This is a genomic window from Roseomonas acroporae, assembly GCF_023223525.1.
GTDB lineage: Bacteria > Pseudomonadota > Alphaproteobacteria > Acetobacterales > Acetobacteraceae > Roseomonas_E > Roseomonas_E acroporae.
Genome location: NZ_JALPRX010000234.1, coordinates 1 through 1320, shown reverse-complemented (window position 1 = coordinate 1320; position 1320 = coordinate 1). Strand labels below are relative to the sequence as shown.

1 protein-coding gene is annotated in these 1320 nt (G+C 64.8%); it reads left to right on the top strand.

Annotated features, from left to right (window positions below; all coding sequences use genetic code 11):
* The first annotated feature begins 517 nt into the window (after positions 1-517).
* Positions 518-1216 (top strand): hypothetical protein, encoded by a 699-nt coding sequence (locus M0638_RS28220; RefSeq protein ID WP_248670284.1) that lies wholly within the window; start codon positions 518-520, stop codon positions 1214-1216.
* The last annotated feature ends 104 nt before the right edge of the window (positions 1217-1320 follow it).

Sequence of the window (1320 nt, the reverse complement as noted above, 5' to 3'; positions counted from 1 at the left end):
GGCCGCCGCGTCGGGCGCTCCTACACCACCACTAGGGACACGACCTTCGAGGGCGTGGAGCACCTGACGGTGTCCGATGGGCGGATCATCGTGGACACCAGAACACCAGGACCAAACGAAGGGCGGTGCTGTCCTACGTTCCGTAGTCGGCATGTCTTCGTGGTACGAGACGGTGTGGTGCGAGAGGTCAGGATGTGATGGACATGAAGCGCGAGGCGGTGGCGCGAATGTACGAAAGGCAGGACCGATGCCAGAGTATATGACAGGGAAAAATCCGAAACGCCGCGTAGAGGTGAAGGAGATGCCGCGCGCTGGATAGGTGATCCGGTCGACCGAGGCCGGCGACCACGAGACGGCCGACAATGCAGCTAGCCAAGCCGAAGTGAAGCAAACCACAACTGTAGAGCGCAAGCTGAGGTGGCGCCATGGTCGATGCTGATCAACTTCTCCCAGGCATCAGCGTTCATCGATAATCAACTATCTTTTGTCCATCCTGGCGTAGCTCAGGAGGCCCAAGATGGACATCTTCAGCGATCTGCCATCGCGACACCGGCACGCCGTCATTGAGGCGGTGTCGGGATACTTCGTTACGAATCGCCACAAGGATTGTCCGCCGCACCCTCACGGCCATAGTCAAGGTACCGGCGGCGGTTCCGATCGTAGCGGTGCATGCGACGCTTCCATCTGGGCCTCGTATGACACGATCGAAGCCATGACGGCAGAGACACCAAGCAACGCCATCGGTGCTGGCTGCCATACCTTCGAACAGATCGATGCGATAGGAGGGGTACCTGGGCATGAGTGCCATCCCTCCCCTTGGCGCGTTGCCCTGCGCGGCGCCGCTCTCGCTGCCGGGGCCGCGGCCCCCGCCGCAGCCTCCCCGCTTGCCGACGCCGCACTGGTCGTGCTGAACGAGGCGCAGAGCATGGCATGGGCGGCCAACATCGCGGCGCTGGATGCTGCCTCTGTCTTGACGGTAGGTAATCCTGATCTGGGGCAGGCCGAAACCGCGCACGACGACGCCTATCAGGCTTGGTCGGACGTAGTGGACCGCATGGCCGACACACCGGCGGAGGGCATGCTGGGCCTCGCCATCAAGGCCGCGATCGTGGAGCGCGACATCGAGGGGTGCCGCACCCCCTCCATGACGGCTGAGGCCTTGCTGCGCAGCCTGCTCGCCGACATCGCGCGCCTGGCGCCAGCGGTGACGTCGTGAGTGCCCGTCAGCACCACGGGGAGGCGCGCCGCGACGGCGCGTCTCTCCCGCCCGAGCTGCGCCGCCTCGCCCCGGTGCTGGGCCAGCGAGCCCGCATCGAGGCG

What these genes read in the sequence shown, in the direction of transcription:
- M0638_RS28220 (WP_248670284.1), top strand. Translation starts at nt 518, where the DNA reads ATGGACATCTTCAGCGATCTGCCATCGCGACACCGGCACGCCGTCATT.